The sequence below is a fragment of the Rhodospirillaceae bacterium genome, assembly GCA_018660465.1.
In the GTDB taxonomy this organism is placed as follows: Bacteria; Pseudomonadota; Alphaproteobacteria; order Rhodospirillales; family JABJKH01; genus JABJKH01.
Genome location: JABJKH010000013.1, coordinates 51,953 through 74,874 on the forward strand (window position 1 = coordinate 51,953; position 22,922 = coordinate 74,874).

Consider the following 22,922-nt stretch of genomic DNA (forward strand, 5'->3'; position numbering starts at 1 on the left):
CGTAATGAATTACTCAAACTACGGCCGCACAGAACTTCGGTGTTCCAAACTTATTTTAGGTACGGGTCGTGGTGCCGGTACTTTTGTTGAAGGCGAAGCAGACGCGCAATTGGCGCTGCTCACCCGTACGATGGAGCTTGGGCTCAATTGGCTCGATACGGCGCGTCAGTACGGTGACGGAAAATCCGAAACCAACATCGGCAGATGTCTGGCAAAAATGGATAGCGAACCAATCATTTCGACCAAATTTGGAATAAAAGCGGATGATCTCTCCGATATCCCTGGTGCCATTGAACGCGGCTTATATGAGAGTTTAGAGCGATTGGGGCGAGACCGGATCGACCTCTTTCAAATGCATGATTTTATCAGCGACGAACCCGGTCCGCGAAATATCTCCCCTGATCAAATCCTGAAACCGAACGGGGTGGTTGAAGGGTTGGCACGGCTTAAAGATGCCGGGGTAATTCGGGCAACAGGTTTCACTGCCAAAGGTCAGTCTCCTGCCCTTCTAAAATTAGCAGAAAGCGGGGCCTTCGATTCCGCGCAAGTCTTCTACAACATGCTCAACCCCAGTGCAGGACAAGACATGCCGTCCGCATGGGAGGGGCAGAACTTTGGCGGCTTGATAGCCGCCTTGCGCAAGCACGGCACCGGGGTGATGGCTGTCCGGGTATTTGCCGCTGGTGTGCTGGCAACCGATATTCGGACCGGTCGTGAGAGCGCACAATATGAAAATGCCGATATTTCAACGGAAGAAAGTCGCGCCCGTGCGGTGTTCGATATTCTTGGCGATGACCATGGTACGAGGGCGCAAACAGCCGTTCGCTTCTGCCTCGCAAACCCGGATATCGACGTCGTAAACGTAGGCGTATTTGACACCGCTCAACTGGAAGAAGCGGTTGAGGCTGCCGATAGGGGCCCCCTTCCAGCCGAAGCGATCCAAGCGCTTGCGCCGCTTTACGCAGAAAACTTTAAAATGTAGGGACAGTTCCTTGTCTACCTATCGCCCTGTTTCGCTACAATTAAATTGCTAAAATTAATGGTTTCATAGGTAAAATATTGCTAGTCTCTGCCTCAGTTGACATCTAGTTGAATTTAAATGCAAAAATAGCTAGAATGTCGGCAATGGCGTTAGAGAAATTGCGCCAAGTAAAAGTGGGGGCGACTTCGCGTACGTAATATCTTTAATTGGTTTTACGTGCTGATTGTGTAACAATGTCAACGCGTTGGCTTTTGTGAGCTAACGGTGTGACTGTTTGGGGACGGCCTCGCCCACCCAATTTTGTAAAAGAGTGGAGTGCGAACAAATGACAAAAACAATTACCCGTTTTATCAAACGTCTTTCGAATGACGAGAAGGGTGCAACCGCAATCGAATATGGTTTGATCGCAGCACTTATCGCCGTCGTAATTATTGGCGCGGTTAGCCTCGTCGGTAGCGATCTTGGTAACACGTTCAACAACGTTGCCAACAAGCTCTAAAGACGGGCGCAAACGCAAGTTTGCAGCCTCCTAAAGATTGGGTTTTCAAGCGGGTGGCGGGTGCCACCTTCTTGAGGATTCGCGTTTAATGTCGCTCTTATCCAGTTACCGGGGATTTGAGCGTCTTTTGTTGTCTGCAGTGCTGAGCCTACGCAATCTGTAGGCGATATTTGTAAGGCGGTAAGGGCGTGGACCTATTTTCTTTCCCCCTGCATTGGTTCGTTACAATTTCTTTTGTCGCCGTTATCACCTATGCGGCAGTCTCTGATTTCCTCACCCAAATTATTCCCAATTGGACGGCCATTGCGTTGGCGCTTTTGTTTCTGCCAGCCGGGTATCTTTGGCAGTTGGGTGGGGCCGAAATCGCGCTACGTTATAGCGTTGGACTCGCTCTGTTTGCCGGTGGAGCGCTTTTATTTGCGAGAGGAATTATCGGCGGTGGCGACGTTAAATTGATTGCCGCCTCGGGTCTGTGGTTTGGCTGGGAATCCCTACTGGCTTATTTGTTTGCTGTCACTTTAATGGGTGGGGTTCTCGCGATCATAATTGTTGTCCTAAAAAAATATTTTTCCGCCATCCAATTTTTGGCTGAATTACCGTGGATGAAAGACGCAGAAGGACAGGGGCAATCTCTCCCCTATGGCGTCGCCATCGGGGCCGCATCTATATTTTTATATTTCAAACTCGGGCTCGGCGCGTCACTTTAGCCTGGGCACGACACTTTAATGCCGCCTAAATAACAGCTTACTTTTTCTTGCCGTCAATCTGGGCCTGAAGGTTTTGCTGCTTCATAGCCAACAGTTCCATCATGTATTGAGCTGCGTCGAGTTGTTTGCTTTGGTTTAAAATTACCACGCCTAAAAACAAAACTAGCCCGGCAATCGCGCCTGCAGTAACACGGGTAACGTAAAACCCACCATCATCCGTGTCTTGATTTTCGTCCGCCATAATCTGTTTCCTTCAAACTATTGGTTCGAAAAACGCTGAATTAGAGTACCATTTGCGTCAATTCAGAGCAATATATTGCCGGTATAGAGTCGCCATGCCACTTAACCATCGTATAGCCCTTCCCATTTATGGGATCACGATTTTTACCAGCGCCTTTCTGGTGTTTGCGGTCCAGCCGTTATTTGGGAAATTAGCGCTGCCCCTGCTGGGTGGTTCGCCGAGCGTTTGGAATACGGCAATGCTGTTCTTTCAGACGGTGCTGCTGCTGGGCTATGGCTATGCTCATTTATCTGTGCGTTACCTGAAACCCCAGGTGCAAATTGGATTGCATATCGTGATTATGCTGGCAGCGTTCGCAGCCCTGCCGATTACCCTTTCTGCAACTTGGACAACGCCGGGTACCCACCCGCCTGTCTTCTGGCTGCTCGGATTGCTGGCGGTTTCCGCAGGTTTGCCATTCTTCGCGATTTCATCGAATGCCCCCTTGCTACAACGATGGTTCGCCCACACCAACCATGCAGCAGCAGACGACCCTTATTTTCTGTATGCGGCGGGTAATGCGGGCAGCATCCTGGCATTGCTGGCCTACCCCACCATCATCGAACCCGTGCTAAGCGTCCAAAATCAGAGCGGGGGGTGGACTGGATGTTTCGTTCTTTTGGTCCTAATGATTGCAGTGTGTACCGCAATCGTGTGGCGAGCAGAACCCGCACCCATCGTCACCACCCTTCAAGATCCCCAAATTACGTGGTGCCGTCGAAGTCATTGGATTGCTCTGGCCTTTGTCCCATCTAGTCTCTTGTTGGGAGTGACCACCCATATCTCCACTGACATTGCCGCAACACCGCTGCTCTGGGTCATTCCGCTCACCCTCTACCTTCTGACATTCGTTTTCGTCTTCGCCCGAACCCCAATCCTTAAACACGCCTGGATGGTCACGGCACAACCCTTTCTGATGATTCTGGTTGCAGTGTTGTTGTGGACCAACATGACATTTTCACTTTGGTACCTATTGCTGGTGCTGGTGTCTTTTTTCGTCACGTCCATGGTTTGTCATGGTGAGTTGGTCCTGCGGCGGCCAGACGCCGAAGGATTGACACAGTTCTATTTGTGCCTTTCGTTTGGTGGGATGCTGGGTGGTGTATTTAATGCCCTGATTGCGCCAGTCCTGTTCGACAATGTGATGGAGTATCCGCTGGTCCTGGCGCTCGCCTGCATGCTGCGGCCTATTCTATCGACAGAAGACAAGACGCTCATACTGCCTGATATTCTGTTGCCGCTCGGCATCCTCGCGGTCTACAGCGCGCCCAAGGTGCTTTTCGATCTCCACGCCATCGAATTTGGGTCCGTTGGCATCGCGGTTTATTTGGCTGTCCTAATAACGTTTGTATTTGCCTGCCGCTTACGGCCCATTAGATTCGGACTCAGCATCGGCGTGTTATTGGCCGTGATGGCGATGGTGCCCAAGGCTGGCAACATCCTGGTCACCGAACGCGGTTACTTCGGCGTCAATCGGGTGAGCATCGACAGCACCGAAAAATTCACCCTGCTTTATCACGGTAATACTCTTCACGGTGCCCAATACAGAGACAAAGAAAAACGCCGCGACCCCCTCGCTTACTACCAGAAAGAAGGTCCTCTCGGCCAAGTTTTTCAAGCACTCTCTGGCACAAACCAGATAAAGTCCGTCGGTGTCGTGGGCTTAGGTGCGGGAGCGGCAGCGTGTTACCGCACCCCTGGACAAACCTGGACTTTCTACGAAATCGACCCCATCGTTATTCGTTTGGCGAAAGACACCCGATACTTCCATTACCTATCCGACTGCGCGCCTGACGCGAAAATCGTACAGGGGGACGCGAGAATATCTTTGCGATCGGTCCCCAATCAAAAACTCGACTTGCTGATCTTGGACGCGTTCAGTTCGGATGCCATCCCCGTACACCTGATCACCCGCGAGGCATTTGCTTTGTACCTCAAGAAGCTCAAGCCGCAGGGCCGAATCCTGTTTAATATTTCGAACCGTCATATGAACATCGCACCGGTGCTGGGAAATTTGGCTGAGGCTCTGGGGCTGGCAGGAAAATTTCAACTCTATTACCCGGCGAAAAAAGACATTCGTCGGTTCCGCAATCCATCTCGATGGGTCATTCTGAGCCGCTCGGAGGAACATCTCTCCTTCCTCAACGACCAACCTCAATGGCAAAAATTGCGCGGTCGAGACGATATCGGTATCTGGAGCGACGATTATTCCAGCATTTTAGACGTTTGGCTGAAGTCCCCATCCAAACCGTGAGTTTTGCAAGCTATGCCCTAAGTCGCTAATATCATTTCAGAATTTGGTGTCGCTAAGGAGAATGTGCGTGGCTACGACAGGTGAAAAAAATAACAACCGGATCATACCTGAGCATGACAATGCGCTGGTCCTGTTGCTGCCTGAAAACGACACATCCGACCCCGAGCTTTCTATCGTCATCCCGGCCATGAACGAAGAAACTGTGGTCGGTGAGTTTATGGACTGGTGCCACGAAGGCATCAAAAAAGCCGGCGTCACGGCGGAAATTCTAATCATCAGCAGCTCCACCGACCGCACCGCCGAGATCGCCTTGGCGAAAGGGGCGCGGGTTTTGGAAGCGCCCCGGCGCGGTTTGGGCCGCGCCTATATCGATGCGATTCCGTTGATCCGGGGCAAGTATGCGATCTTGGGAGATGCTGACCTGACCTATGATTTCCGCGAAGTCGCGCCCTTTGTCGAGCGCTTTCGAGAAGGATTCGAATACGTCATGGGGTCGCGCTTCGAAGGCTCCATTGAAGATGGCGCCATGCCGGGGCTGCATCGCTATTTCGGCACCCCCCTAACGACATTTATTCTGAACGTTATTTATGGCACGAAGTTCACCGACATCCATTGTGGCATGCGCGGCATCACGCTTGATGCCTTCAAGCGCCTGAACCTGCAATCCCAGTCTTGGGAGTATGCCTCTGAAATGGTGGTAAAGTCGGTGCGCATGGGACTCAAAACATCCGCAGTCCCCGTGCATTTTTATAAAGACCGCGAAGGCCGGGTCAGCCACCACAAACGGGAAGGTTGGTTTTCCCCTTGGCATGCCGGGTGGATTAATCTCCGCGCCATGTTAATTCACGGTGCCGACTTTTTTGTCCTCAAGCCGGGCATAGCTCTTTTGGTTCTGGGGCTTTTGGTGACTCTTGGATTGGCGGGAGGTCCGATCACCGTTAAAGGAGTGACCCTATCGCTAAACACCATGTTGACCGGATCAGCTGTGGCGATCCTTGGCCTTCAATGCATCTTTCTGGGGGCTATTGCACAGACCCTCTACGATCCATCCGGTGCTGCGCAGCAACGTTGGCTGACGTTGTTTTCATATACCCGAACCATCGTCGCGAGCGGGCTCTTGTTCTGTATTGGAATGGCGCTCGGCATTAATTTTATCGCCGCCTATATTGATGCGGGATATGTCGTCTTTGGCAACTTGATCAGCGTGAACCATTTGGCAGTCGCCGGATTGTTAGCAATCATCCTGTCGTTCCAAACTTTTGTCTCAACGCTTTTGTTCCATGCAGTAACGGCCTACATCCCCAGGCAAGATTCTGCGCCATGAGCCCGGTTGATTGGGACACCCATTGGAGCAAATTTGGACTGTCCTCCCGGCTTAATCCTGCCCAGGCGTTTCGCAGGCGTTTGGTTCGCAAACTTCTAGCCAGTACACCGCCTTCGACGATATTGGATATTGGCTGTGGGCCGGGCGATCTGTTGAGCGAACTCTCGGAACAATTCCCAAACGCGCAACTGACGGGGGTTGATGTCAGTGCCAGCGGCCTAGAACAAGCCCAAGCCAGATTGCCCGAGGCGAGTTTTCTGCACGCCGATCTCACTCTTGGACCAGCAGAAAAGGTTCAGACAGAACCTGCCAGCCACGCGATTTGCACTGAAGTTTTGGAGCATGTAGATGAACCCGCGACATTGCTTCGGAATGCGGCACCCCTTATCGCAGCAGATGGAACGTTGGTGGTGACTGTGCCGGGGGGCCCGATGTCAGCTTTCGACAAGCATCTCGGTCACCGTCGGCACTTCACCAAGGCTGCATTGAAAGACGTTCTGGAAGATGCTGGATTTGAGCTAAAAAAAATCTCCGCTGCCGGCTTTCCAACCTTTAACCTCTATCGCCTAACCGTACTGCTGCGGGGCGAAAAACTGATAAACGATACGGAGGGCTCGCCGCCCTTGTTGGCGCGACTTGTCATGATGATGTTCTCAGTTCTTTTGTACATCGGACTGCCTAATTCCCCGTGGGGTTGGCAGATCGTCGCCCTTGCTAAAAAACGCGCCGCTTAGCGCTGGACCTCGTAAAGCTCGTACCGACCGGACTTTTCTTTGGGGACCTTGACCCGACGTAACCAGTCAGGTGCCTCCCCCGTAATCACTCTTCCATAAAAGGTCTCGTCCGTCGCCCGTCCCCGGTAGGCTCCGAAATTAAGCGCTCCGGGACATACCAGAATCAAATCTATTTTGCGGGTTTCGATGAGACGGTGCGCAGCTTCGTCGGTGGGAGAATCAAATATCTTAAAGAGAACTCGGACCTGGGGTGCGCTTCGATGCCGGTTTGTGGAAAGTATATGATGATTTGTCCTAAATAAAATTTGTGTTGCAACCGAGTCTGAAAGTATGAGCCGAGGCCGGTCACCCAACGGCGCGGCATTCAATACATCGGCAAGCGGTTTGAGATTACAAGCAGGGGTGAATTCCCCTTTTTCTTTCATTTGAGATATTGCCAGCGCAGGCACATACGTGATTCCCACAGCCAACAGGAATACAGAACCAACACGGGCCACCATTGTCGCCGAGCGGCTGAGCAATGTTTCAAGAACGACGAGCAACGGAATCAAACAGATGATTTGAATGTAGGGCGCACCACGTAGCATCGCCAAGGTGTAGATGGAGAAGATCGTCATCGTGACGGCGAACATTTGATTGCTGGCTTGGTGTTCCTTCGATTTAAAAGCGCGGTATAAAATTATCGGAAAGGAAACAAGAAACGGTCCTAAGATTAAGACCAAATAAACCCAATGCACCCCCTCTGGACCGATGATGGGAATCGCTTCGGGTACGTGGCCTTCGAATAATGCCCGACCTTCAAAGTCCGAGTCGGCATAGGGTCCCGCAAAAAATTTGGGGAACACTGCGTACATAGCGGCCAGAACCGCGATCCCTGTGGCCCCCGACATGACAACGCGCTTAGAATTTATACGCGAAACAATTTGCCAAAAAACAGTCGCCAAGGCCGCCATCAACACATGAACGATTGAGAGGGTATCGTATTCTAAAAAACTGAGTGCACGGGGGCCGTTTTCGACAACGACACCAATCGCGGCGATCCCCATCACACCCCACCAAAATGCCGCCAAGGAACGGGCGATGTCGTCGCGGCCCCTAATCCAGAATACATAAAGGATCAAATTAAATAAGGTGAGTTGCAGCAGCGCCTCAATGCTGACCCATAGAAACAAGCCCCCCACGGCCCCGCCCCAGCACGCTGCACGATCAGAAATTTTTCCTTCCGCCATTCTAAGGAACACACCGATCAGCACCGTAAAACCAATCAACATTAAGGCCTGATGGTCCACGTGGGCTGGGTTATAGGCGGGGACAATACCGGCTTGGCAGGCGAAGAAGATGCCACCGTATGCTCTCGCCTTCTCTCCCAAAAATGGCGCAGACGCCCAGACAAACGCCACCACTGCCAGGACGCCGAGCAAGAATATTATAATTGGTGCGGAGATAAACAGCGCCTGATGCGTGTCCATGAACGGCAGCAAGGGGGCAGCGCCTGCAATAAGCAAAAAATCCAACGGCCGGGTCCAATGGGTTGTTTCCCCCACCGGCGGATTGGCGCGGGGGAAATGAGTAGCGAACCAATCACCGGTGCGAAGAGTTTCTTCAACCCGCACCATCCGCATGTAAGAATCTTCATCCGCCAGTGCCCCCTGTAGCGGCGATGGCAGATTGAGAACGATCACGGTCTGCACCGCCAACAAAAGAACAATTCCCGCAAGAGCGCTTCTGATGAAGGGGTTATCTCTCATCAGTTATCCTTCACAACTTCAAACAAACGAAAATCATTGTCGGTTACCTTGGATAGAGATATCTCACGAATCCAATTAGGCAGCGCCCCCCGAACAAGTCGCTTATAGAGAATATCCTCATCCTGTTTATCGACGATATAACTGTCACCGCCAGAACCGGGGCAGATCAGGATCATGTCGAGTTTTCGCCGATGCACCTTGGGGAGAAGGGTTTTGTCCTCAGCTCCCCGAAGAATTTCCAGACCGTCAAAAATACCATCGACGGTTCTGTGCTGAACGATCCCAACTACGCTGTGACGTGTGCGATATAAAATTTCCCCGCCGAAATTAATCGGTGCGACGACAACCCGAGACCTGTCTGCGAATTCTTTTCCATTAAGGACTGGCAATAATTTCTGAATTGAACACTCTTTGCTCTTGGCTTCCTTCGCATCCTCAGGTTTCTTATCAAGGTAGATTCCCAAGACCCCCAAACTGCTTGGACCAACTGCAACCAAGGCCATCACGGGAACGATAACCGCAGTCTGTTTAAGCCCTGAGAACCGATGCGTTATTTTACCGTCTAAATGCACCATCAGGTCGGCCAGAAAGATAGGAAACAGGATGCCGACATAAAGGCTCCATCGCACCCACACCGCCGTCATGGATGTATAAATTATCAGCAGTAGGGCTAGGAAAATCCAGACCCAGCGTTCGTCGCTGGATAATTTTTCGCGCAGCCGATAAACCGTCCACGGCAGAACGAGCAGCAACGTTCCTAGCAAAACGAGGAATCTCGGCACACTGTCAACGACCCGGTATTCGACGACATACTCCAACAGAATTTTTAATCTGGGGTCCATGTCGACCGTGGGACCCGAAAAGAATTTTGGGAAGATAAGCCAATAGACGGATACGAGAACAATCAAACCAGCCACCGCCCAAACCAAGCGTGCTGGAATATTTCCCGCACGCGCACCCAGCCACCTAAGTGCCGACCAGAACGCGAGAACGTGCGCCGCAAAAACAAGATGGACGACGGAGATTTTATCGTACTCGACTTCGGTGAACATACCGGGACCGCGTTCTATCATCAGCGCCACCGCCAAGCTTATGGTCAGGCTTAGCGCGAACATAAAATTCTTTTCGGCGGCGTTTGGTTCTCCCCACATCCAGGTCAATCCGAGAATCGCCATGCACGCGCCGATCAATAGGAACACCTCTGTTCCCGTCCAAACACCGAGAGCAATTGAAATTCCGAGCCCAACAGCATCCCGCGCGCGGTACGTTCCACTACCTAAAAGCCGAACCATGAACCCGACGGTCATGATCAATAAGAATGCAAAGACAATATGATGGTCTGCTCGGCCAACCATGGAAAACGACATCACCGCATACTGGGTCACGGTCAGCGCACCCGCGATATACGCGGCCGTACGCCCAATCACTGGCCTGACGGCCCAAGCCATGGCGGCCACGGTGCCGAGATAAATCAGCGGACATACAAGAACGGCGGCAATCCACAGCGCCGTCTCAAAATCCACAAAGGCTCGCACCGGCAAAAGGATCACCGACGTTAGGATATCGAACAGGCGAGTCCAGTGGATCGTCGTGCCAAAGGGGGCGTTGGCGCGGGGGAATTCATCGCCAAACCAATTGCCCGTCTCATAAAGTTCGCGCAAGTGAACCAGGCGGACATAACTGTCGCCATCGGCAAATTTCCCGTGACTGAAAACAGTGTCCCCCATCACCACCCATAAAACGTGGGATAGGGCTGCGAAGCCGAGGACGAACCACAATGGATTTCTGACGCCGCTCATGGAAGGTCCTTCAAATACGCTTCAAGGTCCGCCAGTCCCTGCGGCGAACCAACTTCGTAGAACCTTTCGAAGACTTCGAAGCCCTTGAGCTCCCCAGCAAGGCTAAGGCTAGTATAAAGATCAGCGAGATCGCTCGAGGTCTCACCATCGCGCACAGCTTTGGCAGTCAACACACTCAGCCCGTAATCAATATGGCGCATGCCGATGTCTGCGGCATCCGTCCGACCTTTTTCATAATGCGTAATCTGGCCATCCTGATATATCGTATTGCTTTGATCCCAACGGCCTTCGTTGGCGAGAACCGTCATAAGCGGAAACTGCCCTTCACTTGACGCCACCCAGACGGCTGCAAAATCAACCGATAAATAAGAATCTCCATAGAGCACAAAAAAACCATCGTCCATTACGCCCTCATCCACTGCCAAGCGCACGGCACCCCCCGTTCCGATGGGCGAGGATCCTTCATCGACATAGCGGACATCCACGCCCCAACGACTGCCGTCTCCCACATACTCCATGACCTGGTTGGCCATATGGCCCAAGGAATACACCACGCGTCGAACACCTTGGCTGGCGAGCCACGTCAATTGATGATGGGCAAAGGGCGTGCCATTTACGGAGATCAAGGTTTTAGGGACATGTTCCGACACCGACTGCATGCGCGTCCCAAGTCCCCCGGCGAGAATAAGACACTGCATCGATCAATTGCGAAGTTGTACTACGGAGCCGTCGAAATCGAACGCGAAGTCCATTTCCTGCATTCCTTTCTCCATCATGGCTTGGCGCAATTTCGGTCGGTTCTGGGTATAAAACAACATGAACCCACCACCTCCGGCACCAACCAACTTCCCCCCTACTGCCCCATTGGCGCGAGCATGATCATAAACATCGGCGAAAAATTCTGATGAAATTCCATCCGATCTCTGCTGTTTCCTCAACCAGTGCTCATGCATGAGAGACGCAAATTCATCTGAATCCCCTTTTTCAAGAGCAATCTTAATTTCCAGCCCTGTCTGCTTAATGAAATGCAAATTTTCCAGCATCTCCGCATCGCCTTGTTCAGACTTTGTTTTTTGGTCGTTCAAGACTTCTGCTGCGGTTCGACTGTAGCCGGTGAAAAACATCATCAAGTTCTCGCGTAAATCTCTGACGGTTGCTTCTGAAACCGCCAGGGGCGTCATGGTCACAGTTCCATCCGGGTGATAATCCTGACACATGATGCCGCCATAGGCCGCGATATATTGATCTTGCTTACCACACGGTTCGCCCAAAATATCTGCTTCCATATGAAAGGCCTCAGCGGCCAAATCACGGGTGCCGATGTGCTGACGTTTGTAGGCATATAGCGCATTTAAAAGACCGACCGTGAAACTGCCCGACGAGCCAAGTCCGGTGCCTGCGGGAACATCGGCGATGGAGACGATTTCGATCTCTGGCGGGATTTCTAGTTTACGAATTGTTTCTCTGAGCAGGCCGTGTTCGATGTCATCAATTTCGTCAACATGCTCGGTCCGGGAATATTTCAAAAAATAGCCCGGCCGAAAGGTCTTGTTGGCCGTGATGTAGATATACTTATTGATCGCCGCCGAAATGACGAAGCCGCCATGTTTTTCGTAATAGGACGGCAGGTCCGTGCCGCCGCCACCGATGGAAATTCGTAACGGGGTTCGTGTGATAATCATACGGTTTCCCCATTAGTTGCTAACTTAAAGATCAAACCCCGACGCCGTCGCGTCATCGTAGAACGCCTGCACCGTATCCAACGAATGCGCCGTCATATCCGCGCCGAAGTGGCTCAATTGTTTAATCATGGCCCCGGGCACGGTGATGATGTGGCAGCCCATGCGATCGGCCTCGACAATGTTATAGGCTTGGCGTGTGCTGGCCCAAAGCAGTTCGGCACCGTCGCGTTGGTTGGTGATCTCCAGACATTCGGTCATCATCGGGATTGGGTCCCATCCGCGGTCCCCCAAGCGTCCGGCAAACACAGAAACGTAGCTCGACGGTCCATCGCCCATGCCATCGATTAAGCCGCGGACTTGGTCAACGGTCATCATTGCCGTGATGTTGATTTTAACCCCTTCACCACGCAACTTCTTAACGAGTGGCACCGTGCTTTCGGCTTTGGTATTCGTAATCGGAATTTTAACGTAGACGTTTTCACCCCATGTGGTGATTTTCATTGCTTGGCGTTCCATTTCGGCGGGGTCGTCGGCAAAGACCTCAAACGAGATCGAACGATCCGGCATTTTTGCGACCATACCGCGGGCGAAGACTTCGTAATCTTCGACGCCGGCTTTGCGCATCAGCGATGGATTGGTGGTAAAGCCTTTGACCAAGGGGTTTCCATAGGCAGAAAGCATGTCTTCCTCATTCGCACCGTCCAAGAAGATTTTTATTTTTAGATTATTCGGATCGCTCATTAGAGGCTCTTACCTTTCGTTATTGGTATTCTCAAGTATCCAGGACACGGCGCCCTGAAGATCGCTGCAAACATGGTCGGGGTCGATGGGTTGTTGCTCATCGTAACCATAATCGATAAACACCGTTCGGCACCCCGCATTTTGCCCCGCTTCGATATCGCGCCATCGGTCACCTACCATTATGCTGGAAGTCAGGTCGATGTCAAAATCCCGTGCAGCATCAAGGAGGTGGCCCGGTTTCGGCTTCCGGCAGTCGCATCCATCAGCACCATCATGGGGACACACGCGAACGTCATCGAGGCCCAGTTTTTCTTTCAGTGTCTGATTGATTTCTTCGACCACTTCAAGGGACTGAGTCCCCCGCGCTAAGTCGGGTTGGTTGGTCACGCAAACCAAAATAAACCGAGCATTTTTAAGCGAGCCGCACGCGTCTTCCACCCCTGGCAATATCTCCAATTCATCGAGCGAATTTGGTGGATAGGGTTTGCCGTCTCGGACGAGGGAGCGATTCAATACGCCGTCCCGATCCAAGAACACCGCTTGTTTAGAGTCTTCCGGCACGGACATCTTCTAACATCGCCTGCATGGAACGCCGAAGTGCGCCCGCCGAGCCATCTTGGCAGTTCCATCCCAGCGCCTTTATACGATCTGTATTAATACGCACCACCGGCACATCGCCTTTCCAGCCGCGGTCGCCGCCTTTGTAGTCGTAGCGCACACTGCCGGGCTTTAGACCCGATACTGCGACAGCCAGGTCTGCAATTTCACGAACGGTGATGTAGTCACCTGTTGCCACGTTGAAAGCGTTAAAGGGATCGGGTGTATTTTCATTGGCACACAGAACCGCTGAAATCACATCGTCCACATGGATATAGGATTTGCTTTGCGAGCCATCACCAAGGATCGGCAATGATTCTGAATTTTTGGCCAGCATACGAACAAAATCAAACCCAACCCCATGGGTTTGGCGCGGACCAACGACGTTACCAAAGCGGAAGATGCAGCCTGTTAAACCAAACATATGGCAGTACGATGAGATCATTCCTTCGCCTGCCAATTTGCTGGCGCCATAGGTGGAAATGGGAATCAACGGACCGTAATCTTCAGCCGCTTCCACTTCACCCAAATCGCCGTAAACGCCACTGCCGGATGCATACAAAATCCGGCGACAGTCGGTTCGGCGCATCGCCTCCAACACGTGATGGGTTAAGAGAGTGCCTTCATCGAAATCAACTGCGGGTTCGGTCATGGCTTTGGCGATGTCTGGGTTTGATGCCAAGTGAATGACCACGTCGTGACCTTGGGCGGTTGCTGTCAGATGCTCCAAATCCTTCACGTCGCCTCGCACAACGTTCAATCTGGTGTCATCACTATGGTGCGCGTAGTGCCAGTCCCGGCCAGAGGAAAAATTATCGTAGAGGGTAACTTTTGATGTGGCTTCCGAGCCCAAAAGTCGATCTGTGAAATGACTTCCGATAAATCCGGCCCCGCCGACGATTAGATATCGTTCGGCATCACTCACTTAACAGACTCCCATTTGGTGTCGGCGGTCTTGAGCGCGGGATGGCTGACCAGCAGATGCCATATAACGGCGGCCATGCCTTCTGTATGCGGCGTGACCCGTTCGGCAACCAAGGGCGGTACTACCACGCAGGCATCAGCGGCCTGGGCCGTATAGCCTTTGTCCGACCCGACGATGCCATATACAGATGCGCCGACGTCACTGGCGAATTCCAAGGCATGTACCAAGTTGGCTGAAATGTTTTTTTCCTTGTTTCCACCGCCGACGGAGAACACCAGAATTCCGTCTGTAGATTTAAGCCGAGAGCCCTTTAGCCACTCGACAAAAACAGTATCCCAACCCTCATCATTCGTTCGGGCGGTCAATTCGGAAACGTTATCGGTTGGGGCGTACGCTTCAAAACCGCAGAGCTTCCGAAAATCATTTACCGCGTGACTCGCGTGGCCAGCAGAGCCGCCAACTCCCAATATAAAAAGCCGCCCGCCTTGGTCGCGAACATGGGCAAGCCCTGTTGCGATGGCTTCGATCTTTGTGCGATCGAGAGCATCAATAATCTGACTGGTTTCTTTAAGATAATCGTCGACGAAACTGGTCACGCTAGTTCCCGATAGACATAGCGGCAGGGCCAATCACCACAGAGAACAAAACCGGCAGGAAAAAGATAATCATCGGCACGCTCAGTTTTGCCGGCAGGGATGCCGCTTTCTTTTCCGCCAAGGACATTCGCTCGTCGCGTTTTTCTTGCGCCAACACCCGAAGCGCCTGACCGACTGGCGTGCCGTATTGTTCAGATTGGATGAGCGTGGTCGCCAGACCTTTGGCGGCCGGAAGACCCGTGCGTGTCGCAAAGTTTTGGTAGGCAACGCGGCGGTCCCCCAAGTACGCCAACTCAGCTGACGTCAATCCAAGTTCCTGCGCTAGAGTCGGAGAATTCTCCATGATTTCATCGGTGACGCGGGAAAACGCATTTTCAACTGCCAAGCCAGCCTCAACACAAATAACCATAAGGTCCAGCGTATCGGGGAACGCATCGGTCATTTCTTGTTGGCGCTTTTGGGCCGTGTTCATCACGATGACCCGAGGCAAGTAAAACCCAGCGGCACCCGCAGCGGCGGCGAATACCAATTTCATAAATCCGGGATAGCCGAATTCGGGAATTGAATTCACATAAAGTAAGGTCACAGAGAACCCCACTATTGCGCCAAGAACCCGCGATGCAATGTAAACAGCAACGACTGATTGGCCGCGAAATCCTGCCTGCGACAGAACCATGCGGACTTCTTTCTGCGACAATAGATCCTGGAGATTCAATTTCCGAAAAATATCGTTCACGGTATCGGACAGGCTGCTGCTTCGACCCAAACGAATACTCGACGTCTTCGTCATGCTGTCGATTTGTTGACGGCTGAGATCGCCTCGTTGGCGGCTGACAACGTTCTTAATGCGCTCCGATCGTTTGCCCTTACTGCGAAAGCCAAACAAGAAAACTAGCACGCTAATTCCGCCACCCCCAACGATGGCCCACATGATAAGGGCAGGAATATCGATATCCATACCGAGCTCCTTAGATCTTAAAGTTAATCATGTTGCGCATCACCATAATGCCACTGCCCATCCAAAACGCATCGCCTGCCAAGATGTAATGACCCGTTGTTTCGGTGAAAAGTTTCATCAAGTAATCCGGGTTGATTACCATCAAAAACGCTGACACGAAAAACGGCAGCGAGCCGATGATCATGGCGGACGCTTTGGCCTCACTTGAAAGGGCCTGAACCTTATCGCGCAATTTTTTGCGCTCTCGTAAAATACTGGAAAGGTTTGATAACGTGTCCCCAAGATTACCGCCCGTCTGACGCTGGATTTGCGTGACGATGGCGAAGAACTTGTATTCGGACGTGGGAATGCGTTCGAGCCCCCGATCCAATAAATCTTCCATGGTCATGCCGAGGTTCTGCCCCTCAACCAGCTGATGGAATTCCTCCCCCAGGGGTGCTTCAAATTCCCGTGCGACAATTCGGAAGCATTCGTTGACCGGCAAGCCAGATCGAATGCCGCGAACAATGAGGTCCGTAGCATCGGCAAAGTTGGCGGTGAATTTTTTCTGGCGTCGAGCAGCCATGTTTTTTAAAGCAAATTTCGGCAACCCGAACGCGCCGATCAAGAAAGCAGCAATCGCACCCATCAGCGGCATCCCCGCCATGAGATAGAAGAATGTTAGAAACACGCCGACGGTTAGGCTAATAATAAAATATGTTTGAACTGTTATATCCAAACCAGCTTGAATGATTTCGCTCCTCAGCGCTTCCGACCGGCCTTTTTTCTTACCTTTTTGTTCAAGCTGTTTAATTCGATCCTGAATACGCTTTTGGCGACGGCCTTCGGATTTTTCGGACCCCGCCGCAGCGCCTGTCCCAATTACCCCAATCTGGTTCATGCGTTGGCGTAACAAGATACGCGGACGCACAACCATGGTAATACCGATGATCCCTGCCCCGCCCAAAATCATCGCAAAGATCGAACCAATAATAAAAAAGATAATGGTTTCTTGGGTCATGCCATGCCTTGTCCCATGTCCAGCGCTTTGGCCAGTTTTTCTTCCAGGCCGAAGTACCGCGCCTTGTCCCAGAACGCCGGACGCATACCTGTCGCCTTGTGTTCGCCGATGAGCTTACCGTTTTCATCTTCACCGGTGATCTCGTAAAGGAAGATGTCCTGCAGCGTAATGATGTCGCCTTCCATGCCGATGACCTCGGTGATGTGGGTGATTTTGCGCGAACCATCGCGCAGCCGCTGCGCCTGAATGATGACGTGAATGGCACCTGCGATCTGTTCGCGCACAGCAGACAATGGCAGGTTATAACCGCCCATGGCGAACATGTTCTCGACCCGGCTCAAAGCCTCGCGGGGGGTGTTTGCATGGATCGTGCCCATGGATCCATCATGGCCGGTGTTCATGGCCTGAAGCAGATCGAACGCCTCGGGACCGCGGACCTCGCCGACGATGATCCGTTCCGGGCGCATACGCAGGCAGTTTTTGACCAAATCACGCATCGAGATTTCACCTGCTCCTTCCAGGTTGGGAGGACGTGTTTCGAGACGCACGACGTGAGGTTGCTGCAATTGCAACTCGGCGGCATCTTCGCAGGTGATCACGCGTTCGCCGGGTTCGATGTAATTCGTCATGCAGTTGAGCAGCGTCGTTTTGCCTGACCCCGTACCGCCGGAGATCAGGACATTGGTGCGGCACGCGGATGCGACTTGCAGCACGGCCGCGCCTTCCGGCGATATGCTTTTGAATCCGACGAGGCTGTCGAGCGTCAGTTTTTCCTTGGAAAACTTACGAATGGTAAGTGCCGCACCATCGATCGCCAACGGCGGCGCGATGACATTGACACGAGACCCGTCTTCCAGACGCGCGTCGCAAATGGGAGAAGATTCATCGACCCGGCGACCGACAGCGGTAACGATGCGCTGACAGATGTTCATCAGCTGCGCATTGTCGCGAAACTTAATGTCTGTCAGCTCGATCTTGCCGTTGGTTTCGATGAAGACCTGCTGCGCGCCGTTGACCATGATGTCGGCAATGTCCTGGCGCGCGATTAGCGGCTCCAACGGCCCAAGTCCCAAAATATCGTTACAGATGTCGGCAACGACTTGGCTCTGCTCCGCCATCGAAAGCACGATCGAGCGCATGGAGATAATCTCCGCCGTCATGTCGGTGATTTCTTCTCGCACCTCGTCCTGTGTTAATTTACTGAGTTCGCCCAAATCAACCGCATCCAAAAGATCATTGAAGACGGCAACTTTAATCTCAGTCAGTTTATCGCTGAGGATAGCGCCGCCTGATGGCTCGGGTGCTTCTTCACTTTCGGGCTCAGGCTCAGGTGCCGCTTCGCGAACAGGTGCGGGTGCTTCCGCCGCTGGTTCAGGTGTCTGGTTAAGTGCAGCTGCTGCACCCTCTTCCTCTGGTTTAGGCGAGGGGTCGGGCGTGGGGGTAGGTGCCGCAACTTCGGCTACTGGTTCGGGGCGCTTTGCCGCTGCGCCGCCTGGTGTTCCACGTCTTCCAAACATAACCGTTTATTCCAAGATCTAACTATTTAGCTTTTTTCTTTTTGTCTTTCTTGAAAAGGGCTGCCAATCCGCCCTTCTTTTTCCCTTCCTCTTCCTCTTCTTCATCTTGCCCACTGACCAGCTTGGTCAACTCGATAATCGCATCCGTCGCCTTACTTTTTTTGCTGGCCTTTGTCATCATCTCACCGTTGTTCAAAGCCCGGCCAAAGGCTTCTGGATCATAGGGAATTACAACCGACGGATCGATCGCCAAGGCTTCCTTGAAATCCTTGTCGGTCAAATCGCTCCGCTTCGCCGCCCCCACTTGGTTCAATACCAAACGGGTCGGCGCTTCTGGTCCCCGCAACGGCCCTAAGAATTCTATCATATTTTTGCCGTTTCGCAGATTCGTAAGATCAGGTTTGCTGACCATAATAACTTCGTCCGCTTCCGATAGAATTTCCCGGCACCAATTTTCCCAAACATGCGGCATGTCGAGCACAAGATAATCACACATCTTGATGAGGACTTTCATGTTCGTGCTCAAGGTGTCCAGGGTCACACTTACGCCTAAACTCAAGGACGCAGGCGATGCCAAAAGCGACAAGTGATCGGTGATGCCGACCAGCACCTGTTCCATGACAGATTCGTCCATGGCTTTAACCTGTGACATGGCATCGACAATGGTCGATCTGGGCTGAATGTTAAAGTTCAGCGCTGCGGTTCCGTAGCAAACATCCAGATCAACGACGATGACATCTTTGTCATACATCTCCGCCAATTCATTGGCGACGTTATGGCAGATGACGCTGCTGCCGACGCCGCCGGTGTTGCCGGCAAAAGCGATCACGCGGGCCATGGTGTCGGTATCTTCATCGGTAAAGGTATCAGCAATTGATGCTTTCAATTGCTCCGCCGTCACCGGCGCAATCAAGTAGTCCGACAATCCTTCGGTGATTAAGTTTCGGTACAGGGTGACGTCATTCTGAGCACCGATCAAAATGACAAAGGTATTCGGCGCACAAACATCGGCGAGACGCCCCAACTGATCATAAAGTGCATCACCCTGGGCATCAGACTCTAAAACCAACAATTTCGGCGTTGGCTGTTCAACAAGATAAGCGATGGCTGCTTCTATGCCGCCTTCGTGAATGTTCACGGTGCTCAACAATAAAAGCCGGTCAGATTTCAGTTCCTCCATCGCCGCCATGTTTTCGGCAGACAGAAGAAATGCGCCAATTGGAATTCGTAATATCACTGCAAACCTTACGTCGTTATCTTAAATTTAGCTGTGTCTCAGTCGTGTCCGGGTATGTTCCAGGCCGACACCTTATTCAGTGCCTACGCCCCCTTGTTGCTGCTCGCCACTCTTGGCAGCGCCAGTTACTTCACCCGACCTGTAAAGTTGGATCACCCGCACAGCACGCTCGCCATCTGCACCGCTCAAGGGTCGGGGCCTTACCAAGTCCATCGGGTTCTCAACCATTAGCCCCAGATTCCGTCGCGTCGCGCATCCATGATTGCTATGACGTCGATTGGTCCAATTGGCTGTAACGTCGGATGAGAAATCACCGCATTCTTTGACCGACACCTTTGCCGCAACGTAGCGAACAACTGCCCCGGCATCATATGCGGTTGGACCGGTTCCACGGGAAATTTCAAGTTCGTGGCGACGCATGCCCGCATTAATCAACATGTCCTGAACCTGGGTTCCGGTCGCCGTATTTGTTTTCCCGCGCCCGCCGCCTGATTGCACTTCGATGACCATTTTGCCTCGGCCACGGCTGATATAATCGCGCACAAACCCTTTTATTGTCTGCGATTGATCCACAGTCATTTTGCTTTCGGAAAAGGCGTTGGCGATCGGCATCACCATTGTTTCTTCTGAGACCGTAATGGGATAGGCCTCACGGTAGTCGGCAGGGTGGGTCGGCCCCTCACATGCCGCAAGTCCAAAAACTAAACCTACTGCCAACAACGTGGCGCGGCTTGAACTTCCAATTCGTGCTGTATATTTCATGTCAGCACCTCATTTCATAATGTAGCCAAAGGGGCCTTTAAGCGTTCGGGCCCATGCTGGCAAATCGCCTTTGACGTATTCGCGATGCAGTTTGCCAAGAAGGTAATAATCGAGATCGCTGGCTTCTTCGAACCCATCAGTGGGAACCGCCAACCGCGCATTTTTTCCACCAACCGGTTTCACCATGTAGGCCGCAACCGTCACCACGAGTTCTGTTTCGCCGCGTTGGTAGCTGGTGCTGCGGAACAATGTACCCAACACGGGAATGTTTTTGAGGCCGGGAAAGCCATCTACCTGGTTGGTCAGGTTATCCTGAAGCAAGCCAGAGATCATCAGGCTTCCGCCACTCTGCAAATCGACCGTCGTTTCGGTTCTTTTCGTCGCCAAGCCGTTAATCACCGCGTTGCCAATGGTGATCTGATTGGCCGTATCAAGGCTGCTGATTTCGGTTGTGATTTGCAGTGAAATCCGCCCCTCGTTGAGCACCTTCGGGGTAAAATTCAGACGCACGCCAAACTCCCTAAAGGCGAAAGTGAAATCGCCATTTTCATCCTGGCCATTGGGGTATGGGAATTCGCCACCCGATAAAAACGTCGCCGTTTCCCCAGAACGCGCCGTCAATGTCGGCTCTGCCAGCGTCTTGACGAGACCTTGACGTTCCAGGGCACTAATGCTCGTCGCCGCCAACCCGGGGAGTGTCGTATTCAAAACTGCGCTCAGCGATGCAGTTTGCCCGCCAATCGCTGCGACCGCTGCATTTGTAAACGTCAGTCGTTTGTCACCGGTCAGCCCAAGGTCAAAGCCTTGTTCGACCTGTAAGTTTTTAATGATCGTGCGCGCCATTTCGGAGACTTGAACTTTTAGCACCACTTGCTGGCTGGCTAAAATCGTCAGCATGTTGACAACATTGACGGTTAATCCACCGCCACCTCCTCCGCCCGCGGGTGCGGCTCCTCCGGCTGCGGCTCCTCCGGCCGCTGCACCGCCGCCTGCTGCACCACCGCCTGCTGGGCCATCCGAGAAGAACCGCTCCGCAATGGCTTGAGCACTGGTTGCTGCTGTTGCCGAGCGGACGGCACCTGTCAGATAAATGCTGTTGCGGTAGACGGTGACCTTAATGTTCTCTTCGGGCAGCAAACGATGGATGGCGTCTTGAACGGCTTTGGCATCAAGCAACACACGCACAACAATATGGCTGATGGTATCGCCTGCTGGGTTCATGAAGAAGATATTGGTTGATCCCACATCGCGGGAAATCAGGAACATCTTCGTCGGCTGGGTGGGTTCGAAGTGAACGTTGGCGATTGCTTCGTTGGCGATCACGATGCTACCGACCGGAACCGGCAAGGTGTAGACTTTGGCCCTGTTCAAAGGAACATCAATGATTGCTGCGGGCGCGCCTTGCGGCACCGGCGCCGCTATATTCGCCGGGCGCGACATAACCGGCACGGGAGTCACAGGTGCCGGTGCCATCTCGCGTTGCGGCACTGGCTGTGCCTCGGCTGCCGAAGCAAAGAAATAGAGAACCGCAAGTCCCAGAAGTCCGGTCCAGAGTTTTAGTCGGTTAATCATTTAATTTTTACTTCTTCGGTCGACGCCGAACCCCCTCGATAAATCTTAACCGTTCGCGGCTTGGGCGGCGATTCTTTCTTTACTTCCTTTACTTCGATTTTAGGTTCTTCAACAGGCGGCAGAACGCGATTATCTCTTTTTGCCAATTCTTCTTGGAGTCGTCTAATTTCGCTGCGATCTTTCGATTTAGATAAGGCTACCCGTTCCTTGGCTCTGGCTTCTCTTTCCTTGGCCCGGGCCTCGCGGGCGGCCTTCGTCTGTTCGGCCCGTTCCTTGTTTCGACGCTCTCGCTCAACGCGAGCCTTATCGGCACGATCTTTTACTTCTTGCTCAAGCTTTAGACGCGCTGTCTCTGCTTCCTGCTCTTTCTTAGCTTTTAGGGCCTTGTTGCTTTTAACAAGTTTATCCATGAACGGGCTGACCTCTATATCCGTCGTATAGGTCCGAGGAGACCCTAAATCACTCTTACCCGCCATACTTCTAAGCGCCAAAGACATTTTGCCCATGGCATTACCGGTCGCAAGAACTTCCGCCTGTCTTGGCGTGACCTCCAGGGTGACAGTCTTAACGACCATCGCCTGGCCCTTTTTCTTGAATTGATCAACCTTGTTGCCAATGGCGATAATACGGACATTGCGGACGATTGTTTCGCTGAGGTGCGACAGAACGATTAATATTGTTCCTTGCTCGCGCTCTTCATCTTTCTGGCCCTGCGCTTTTTGCTTCTTTACCGCTTCGGCTCCCTTGTTGTGGGTCAAGACAACATCAACGTAATCGCCCGGAAAAATGAACCCTGATGTCGCCGTTGCTGCCGTCACTTTAATCGAGACCGCGCGCATTCCTTCCTGTAAGGCGCCTGCCATAAATCCGGCGCCCTTTCGTTTGAATAGTTTTTCGGCAAGAATCGGTTGTCTAACGTCAGCGCCTATGGAACAAATTAGCGGGATTGCATAAGAGAGGATTTTTAGCTCATCGTAGTGACCGAAGGGAACGAAGATGAGACAGAAA

Annotated in this window: 22 protein-coding genes; 6 read left to right on the forward strand and 16 right to left on the reverse strand. The window is 52.4% G+C overall.

Features of this window, described 5'->3' with window-relative positions; all coding sequences use genetic code 11:
- The first annotated feature begins 4 nt into the window (after positions 1 to 4).
- From HOM51_03025 to HOM51_03035, 3 genes are all read left to right on the forward strand, one after another.
- Complete coding sequence (locus HOM51_03025; GenBank protein ID MBT5033473.1) at positions 5 to 982, forward strand: aldo/keto reductase; 978 nt, start codon at positions 5 to 7, stop codon at positions 980 to 982.
- A 325-nt stretch (positions 983 to 1,307) separates the two neighbouring features.
- The gene (locus HOM51_03030) at positions 1,308 to 1,481 is read left to right on the forward strand and encodes a Flp family type IVb pilin (protein ID MBT5033474.1); all 174 of its coding nucleotides are present in this window, start codon (positions 1,308 to 1,310) and stop codon (positions 1,479 to 1,481) included.
- A gap of 188 nt (positions 1,482 to 1,669) precedes the next feature.
- Positions 1,670 to 2,188, forward strand: a complete 519-nt coding sequence (locus tag HOM51_03035) for a hypothetical protein (GenBank protein MBT5033475.1) — start codon at positions 1,670 to 1,672, stop codon at positions 2,186 to 2,188.
- A 37-nt stretch (positions 2,189 to 2,225) separates the two neighbouring features.
- Here HOM51_03035 and HOM51_03040 read toward each other — a convergent pair whose 3' ends face one another.
- Positions 2,226 to 2,429: a hypothetical protein gene (locus tag HOM51_03040; protein MBT5033476.1), complete on the reverse strand. Its 204-nt coding sequence runs from the start codon at positions 2,427 to 2,429 to the stop codon at positions 2,226 to 2,228.
- A gap of 94 nt (positions 2,430 to 2,523) precedes the next feature.
- Between HOM51_03040 and HOM51_03045 the strand changes: the two genes are divergently transcribed.
- The 3 genes from HOM51_03045 (at position 2,524) to HOM51_03055 (ending at position 6,780) form a co-directional block, all read left to right on the forward strand.
- Positions 2,524 to 4,722 (forward strand): fused MFS/spermidine synthase, encoded by a 2,199-nt coding sequence (locus HOM51_03045; GenBank protein ID MBT5033477.1) that lies wholly within the window; start codon positions 2,524 to 2,526, stop codon positions 4,720 to 4,722.
- Between the two features lie 61 nt (positions 4,723 to 4,783).
- Complete coding sequence (locus HOM51_03050; GenBank protein ID MBT5033478.1) at positions 4,784 to 6,046, forward strand: glycosyltransferase family 2 protein; 1,263 nt, start codon at positions 4,784 to 4,786, stop codon at positions 6,044 to 6,046.
- Positions 6,043 to 6,780 (forward strand): class I SAM-dependent methyltransferase, encoded by a 738-nt coding sequence (locus HOM51_03055; protein ID MBT5033479.1) that lies wholly within the window; start codon positions 6,043 to 6,045, stop codon positions 6,778 to 6,780. The genes HOM51_03050 and HOM51_03055 overlap by 4 nt, the downstream gene beginning before the upstream one ends.
- On the opposite strand, the gene HOM51_03060 is transcribed toward HOM51_03055, so the two are convergent.
- The 15 genes from HOM51_03060 to cpaB form a co-directional block, all read right to left on the reverse strand.
- Positions 6,777 to 8,528: a hypothetical protein gene (locus tag HOM51_03060; GenBank protein ID MBT5033480.1), complete on the reverse strand. Its 1,752-nt coding sequence runs from the start codon at positions 8,526 to 8,528 to the stop codon at positions 6,777 to 6,779. The two genes, HOM51_03055 and HOM51_03060, sit on opposite strands and share 4 nt — an antisense overlap.
- On the reverse strand, positions 8,528 to 10,327 hold the full coding sequence (locus tag HOM51_03065; protein ID MBT5033481.1) for a hypothetical protein: 1,800 nt from the start codon (positions 10,325 to 10,327) through the stop codon (positions 8,528 to 8,530). Before HOM51_03065 ends, HOM51_03060 begins: the two co-directional genes overlap by 1 nt.
- Entirely contained in the window at positions 10,324 to 11,025 is a 702-nt protein-coding gene (locus HOM51_03070) for an NTP transferase domain-containing protein (protein MBT5033482.1), read from the reverse strand. Before HOM51_03070 ends, HOM51_03065 begins: the two co-directional genes overlap by 4 nt.
- A gap of 3 nt (positions 11,026 to 11,028) precedes the next feature.
- Positions 11,029 to 12,009, reverse strand: a complete 981-nt coding sequence (locus HOM51_03075; protein MBT5033483.1) for a galactokinase — start codon at positions 12,007 to 12,009, stop codon at positions 11,029 to 11,031.
- A 24-nt stretch (positions 12,010 to 12,033) separates the two neighbouring features.
- Positions 12,034 to 12,750, reverse strand: coding sequence for a transaldolase (locus HOM51_03080; GenBank protein MBT5033484.1), 717 nt, complete (start codon positions 12,748 to 12,750; stop codon positions 12,034 to 12,036).
- A gap of 9 nt (positions 12,751 to 12,759) precedes the next feature.
- Positions 12,760 to 13,317 (reverse strand): HAD family hydrolase, encoded by a 558-nt coding sequence (locus tag HOM51_03085; protein MBT5033485.1) that lies wholly within the window; start codon positions 13,315 to 13,317, stop codon positions 12,760 to 12,762.
- Complete coding sequence (locus HOM51_03090; GenBank protein ID MBT5033486.1) at positions 13,295 to 14,272, reverse strand: NAD-dependent epimerase/dehydratase family protein; 978 nt, start codon at positions 14,270 to 14,272, stop codon at positions 13,295 to 13,297. The genes HOM51_03085 and HOM51_03090 overlap by 23 nt, the downstream gene beginning before the upstream one ends.
- Positions 14,269 to 14,868, reverse strand: a complete 600-nt coding sequence (locus HOM51_03095) for an SIS domain-containing protein (protein ID MBT5033487.1) — start codon at positions 14,866 to 14,868, stop codon at positions 14,269 to 14,271. The genes HOM51_03090 and HOM51_03095 overlap by 4 nt, the downstream gene beginning before the upstream one ends.
- Before the next feature lies 1 nt (position 14,869).
- Positions 14,870 to 15,826, reverse strand: coding sequence for a type II secretion system F family protein (locus tag HOM51_03100; GenBank protein MBT5033488.1), 957 nt, complete (start codon positions 15,824 to 15,826; stop codon positions 14,870 to 14,872).
- A 10-nt stretch (positions 15,827 to 15,836) separates the two neighbouring features.
- Positions 15,837 to 16,826 carry a type II secretion system F family protein gene (locus HOM51_03105; protein MBT5033489.1) on the reverse strand — a complete coding sequence of 330 codons (990 nt, stop codon included), beginning with the start codon at positions 16,824 to 16,826 and terminating at the stop codon, positions 15,837 to 15,839.
- Positions 16,823 to 18,343: a CpaF family protein gene (locus tag HOM51_03110; GenBank protein ID MBT5033490.1), complete on the reverse strand. Its 1,521-nt coding sequence runs from the start codon at positions 18,341 to 18,343 to the stop codon at positions 16,823 to 16,825. The genes HOM51_03105 and HOM51_03110 overlap by 4 nt, the downstream gene beginning before the upstream one ends.
- A 22-nt stretch (positions 18,344 to 18,365) precedes the next feature.
- Positions 18,366 to 19,580, reverse strand: a complete 1,215-nt coding sequence (locus HOM51_03115; GenBank protein MBT5033491.1) for an AAA family ATPase — start codon at positions 19,578 to 19,580, stop codon at positions 18,366 to 18,368.
- A 72-nt stretch (positions 19,581 to 19,652) separates the two neighbouring features.
- Positions 19,653 to 20,342, reverse strand: a complete 690-nt coding sequence (cpaD, locus tag HOM51_03120) for a CpaD family pilus assembly lipoprotein (protein ID MBT5033492.1) — start codon at positions 20,340 to 20,342, stop codon at positions 19,653 to 19,655.
- 9 nt (positions 20,343 to 20,351) lie between these two features.
- Positions 20,352 to 21,914, reverse strand: a complete 1,563-nt coding sequence (locus HOM51_03125) for a type II and III secretion system protein family protein (protein MBT5033493.1) — start codon at positions 21,912 to 21,914, stop codon at positions 20,352 to 20,354.
- On the reverse strand, positions 21,911 to 22,922 hold a 1,012-nt coding region (cpaB, locus tag HOM51_03130), incomplete at its 5' end, for a Flp pilus assembly protein CpaB (protein ID MBT5033494.1). The genes HOM51_03125 and cpaB, both read right to left, overlap by 4 nt.

What these genes read in the sequence shown, in the direction of transcription:
- HOM51_03080 (MBT5033484.1), bottom strand. Translation starts at nt 12,750, where the DNA reads ATGAGCGATCCGAATAATCTAAAAATAAAAATCTTCTTGGACGGTGCG.
- HOM51_03105 (MBT5033489.1), bottom strand. Translation starts at nt 16,826, where the DNA reads ATGACCCAAGAAACCATTATCTTTTTTATTATTGGTTCGATCTTTGCG.
- HOM51_03125 (MBT5033493.1), bottom strand. Translation starts at nt 21,914, where the DNA reads ATGATTAACCGACTAAAACTCTGGACCGGACTTCTGGGACTTGCGGTT.
- HOM51_03050 (MBT5033478.1), top strand. Translation starts at nt 4,784, where the DNA reads ATGTGCGTGGCTACGACAGGTGAAAAAAATAACAACCGGATCATACCT.
- HOM51_03085 (MBT5033485.1), bottom strand. Translation starts at nt 13,317, where the DNA reads ATGTCCGTGCCGGAAGACTCTAAACAAGCGGTGTTCTTGGATCGGGAC.
- HOM51_03040 (MBT5033476.1), bottom strand. Translation starts at nt 2,429, where the DNA reads ATGGCGGACGAAAATCAAGACACGGATGATGGTGGGTTTTACGTTACC.
- HOM51_03110 (MBT5033490.1), bottom strand. Translation starts at nt 18,343, where the DNA reads ATGTTTGGAAGACGTGGAACACCAGGCGGCGCAGCGGCAAAGCGCCCC.
- HOM51_03075 (MBT5033483.1), bottom strand. Translation starts at nt 12,009, where the DNA reads ATGATTATCACACGAACCCCGTTACGAATTTCCATCGGTGGCGGCGGC.
- HOM51_03070 (MBT5033482.1), bottom strand. Translation starts at nt 11,025, where the DNA reads ATGCAGTGTCTTATTCTCGCCGGGGGACTTGGGACGCGCATGCAGTCG.
- HOM51_03065 (MBT5033481.1), bottom strand. Translation starts at nt 10,327, where the DNA reads ATGAGCGGCGTCAGAAATCCATTGTGGTTCGTCCTCGGCTTCGCAGCC.
- HOM51_03045 (MBT5033477.1), top strand. Translation starts at nt 2,524, where the DNA reads ATGCCACTTAACCATCGTATAGCCCTTCCCATTTATGGGATCACGATT.
- HOM51_03030 (MBT5033474.1), top strand. Translation starts at nt 1,308, where the DNA reads ATGACAAAAACAATTACCCGTTTTATCAAACGTCTTTCGAATGACGAG.
- HOM51_03025 (MBT5033473.1), top strand. Translation starts at nt 5, where the DNA reads ATGAATTACTCAAACTACGGCCGCACAGAACTTCGGTGTTCCAAACTT.
- cpaD (MBT5033492.1), bottom strand. Translation starts at nt 20,342, where the DNA reads ATGAAATATACAGCACGAATTGGAAGTTCAAGCCGCGCCACGTTGTTG.
- HOM51_03100 (MBT5033488.1), bottom strand. Translation starts at nt 15,826, where the DNA reads ATGGATATCGATATTCCTGCCCTTATCATGTGGGCCATCGTTGGGGGT.
- HOM51_03060 (MBT5033480.1), bottom strand. Translation starts at nt 8,528, where the DNA reads ATGAGAGATAACCCCTTCATCAGAAGCGCTCTTGCGGGAATTGTTCTT.
- HOM51_03055 (MBT5033479.1), top strand. Translation starts at nt 6,043, where the DNA reads ATGAGCCCGGTTGATTGGGACACCCATTGGAGCAAATTTGGACTGTCC.